The sequence below is a fragment of the Okeania sp. SIO2B9 genome (assembly GCF_010672505.1).
In the GTDB taxonomy this organism is placed as follows: Bacteria; Cyanobacteriota; Cyanobacteriia; order Cyanobacteriales; family Microcoleaceae; genus Okeania; species Okeania hirsuta.
Genome location: NZ_JAAHGK010001065.1, coordinates 1 through 2,731, shown reverse-complemented (window position 1 = coordinate 2,731; position 2,731 = coordinate 1). Strand labels below are relative to the sequence as shown.

At 34.5% G+C, this 2,731-nt stretch carries 2 protein-coding genes; one reads left to right on the top strand and one right to left on the bottom strand.

The annotated features are described in order from the left end of the window. The first annotated feature begins 270 nt into the window (after positions 1-270). On the top strand, positions 271-1,368 hold the full coding sequence (locus tag F6K13_RS27270; protein WP_287289015.1) for a PstS family phosphate ABC transporter substrate-binding protein: 1,098 nt from the start codon (positions 271-273) through the stop codon (positions 1,366-1,368). 461 nt (positions 1,369-1,829) lie between these two features. Here F6K13_RS27270 and F6K13_RS27265 read toward each other — a convergent pair. Beyond that, positions 1,830-2,731: hypothetical protein (locus F6K13_RS27265; RefSeq protein WP_287289013.1), on the bottom strand; the 902-nt coding region annotated here is incomplete at its 5' end.

Genomic DNA, 2,731 nt, shown 5'->3' with positions numbered 1-2,731 from the left:
CAGCCTTAGTAATTGGATAATTATTTTGAAGAAGGAAGAAGAAAAAAGTGGATGGGGTTTGTAGACATGAAGTGGCAGGTCATTGACTATCCCCAACCAATTGTAGACACCCTGTAGAGGGTGGGGTATTAAACCCATAAAGAAAAAGATAATAATTTTCCCACAAAATCAAACTAAAAATATTAGCTGAATAGAGAGTTTATCTCAAGATTGAATATTGGTAAGTGGTAAAATTATCAAGGTTATCAGTAAAATCTTACTCTAAAATTTATGAATTTAGTAATACAATTGAAAAACCAATCTCTCCGTTTTTTTGCAATAGCTCTACTTCTGATTGTAAGTGCTTGCGGCAATAATGAAACAATAACTTCCACTACCGAAATATCTCCACAAGTAAAGGAAGAAGATACTGAGGAAAGAGAATATGTTCTAGTTGATGGCTCAAGTACAATTTTTCCCCTATCTGACACAATGGCTCAAAAATTTATGAATGATAATCCGGAAAATCAAGTAATTGTAGGAATATCTGGTTCTGGAAACGGACTAAAAAAGTTTTGTATTGGGGACACAGATATAGCAAATGCTTCCCGTCCCATTAAAAAGTCTGAGATTGACCTCTGTCGGGCAAACGAAATAGAATTTGTTGAAATTCCCATTGCTTTCGATGGTCTTTCTATAATCGTTAATCGCAACAATGATTGGGCAGACTGCCTGACCCTAGAAGAGTTAACAAAAATTTGGCAACCTAATAATGATGATAAGAATAAAATAACAAACTGGAAGCAAATTCGTGATGAATTTCCGGAAGAACCTCTAAGTCTTTTTGCCCCCGATGCTGACTCTGGTAGTTATGATTACTTTACTGATGCTGTTACTGGGGAAGAAGGTAGAAGTCGCAAAGACTATCAGGCCAGTGAAGATGATGATCTGATTATTCAGGGTATCGAATCTGACTGGGGTAGTTTGGGTTTCATAGGCTTTACCTACTACGAAAAAAATCAAGATTTTGTGAAACTAATTGCTATTGATAATGGTAAGGATCAATGTGTGGAGGCAAGCAGTGAAACTATCGCTAACGGTACTTATAGCCTCCTATCTCGTCCATTATTTCTATATGTGAATAAGAATTCCCTAGAAACAATACCCCCTGTCAAAGCTTTTATTGATTACCAAATAGATGTTGCGAATAAAGCGGTAATTTCAGAAGTGGGATATGTACCTTTACCCGGATTGTTACAAGGGAAAGTACGAGAGCGTGTTGAAAAACTGACTACTGGTTCTGTTTTTGATGGAGAATCTGCTGTTGGTGTTAAGTTGATCGATAAACTTTTCTCTGAAAAAGAAAGGAATAAAATCAGTGGTAGTTAATCTAATTGAGCTGACACAATAGACATAGGTATGAAAAAGAATAGAGTTGTCGCTAAATAAAGGGAAAAATCACTCTAACCTAGACAGAGCAATAATTCCCAGCATTTTTGCTATCAAATGGCTACGATCTTTACAGAGCAAGGTTTTTGGTTTTTTTTTAAGTTATAAAGCGACAAGTCTAATTTAGAGGTGTTCCAGGGATTGCTGATTAAATCTAAAAGCATTTACAGATAAAGGTTTTAGCCTTTAAAGATCGAAAAAAACTGCAACTTTTTCAGCTTGAGCGACCAAAAAGTTAGGATAAAAGGCAGAATAATTGCAGAAAAATCAAGGAATAAAATATCCGACTAACTCCTCTAAATTCCCCATTCCTCCTGACTCCTGACTCCTGACTCCTGACTCCTACCTCATACCAAAAAACTTATTCAGCAAAACCTAATTAGTTATCGTAAATTCCTTCTTTAAATAAATACCAAAATAGTGATTAGCAGTAAAATCTTCATCATACTCGGCCAATAAAGCGCCTTAAAGATAAAGTTATTTTTATACTTAAAAATCGGAAGATTTGGCTTCAAACTCCAGAGAATAAAGTTCAAAGTCACTAAGAAAATGTATAAATAAACAACAAAGTAAAAGAACTCCAAATAAACAATTCCTTTAGTAATAATTTGTTGTCTGACTGTTACCTGGTCTAAGATAACAATAAATACAAAACCCGCAGAAGCTCCCAAAACTTCCATAGTTTGTTCTTTGTCACAAACCAGTAGTACTGCAAATAACAAAGTCAAAACTACAATCATTGGTCCTAGTTTAGAAATAAACAGACCTAAGAAAGACCTTTGTAAAATGAAAGTATATTGAAGTTCAGGAAAATTAGTTTTTGGTACAGAATCTATTAGACCAAAATTAGTATTGTATGTCTTAAATGCATACTCGAAAAAACTATCCCTGAGATACCATTCTCCGAGTACCATTTCTTGATCTATCCCTGGTGTGGTTCGAGGGTTAATTACATTGTAACTACTTAAGTTAGGAGCAAGAATCACCCGACGATTTAAGTTTCCATTATTGAAATCTTGATGCAAAATCCGGATTTTCAAATCTTTATCATCAAAAGGATAATAATCAAAATTAAAATCCATCCGGAGAGTATAAGCAAAATACCAACCGATAACTTCTAAACCATCTTTTTTGTGTCGATAATCTTCTCTTAACTCATAATCACTATCTTCAATAGCATTAGCAAGTATAATGCCACGAGATAAATCATCATGTACACCATCTTGGTATTCTTGCCATATATAACCTGTGACAAAAGCATCTTTTGCACTGGTAAAATCAAATGATTGAATAAAAACTCCTA

Excerpts from the sequence above, each read along its gene's own strand:
- F6K13_RS27270 (WP_287289015.1), top strand. The coding sequence starts at position 271 with ATGAATTTAGTAATACAATTGAAAAACCAATCTCTCCGTTTTTTTGCA.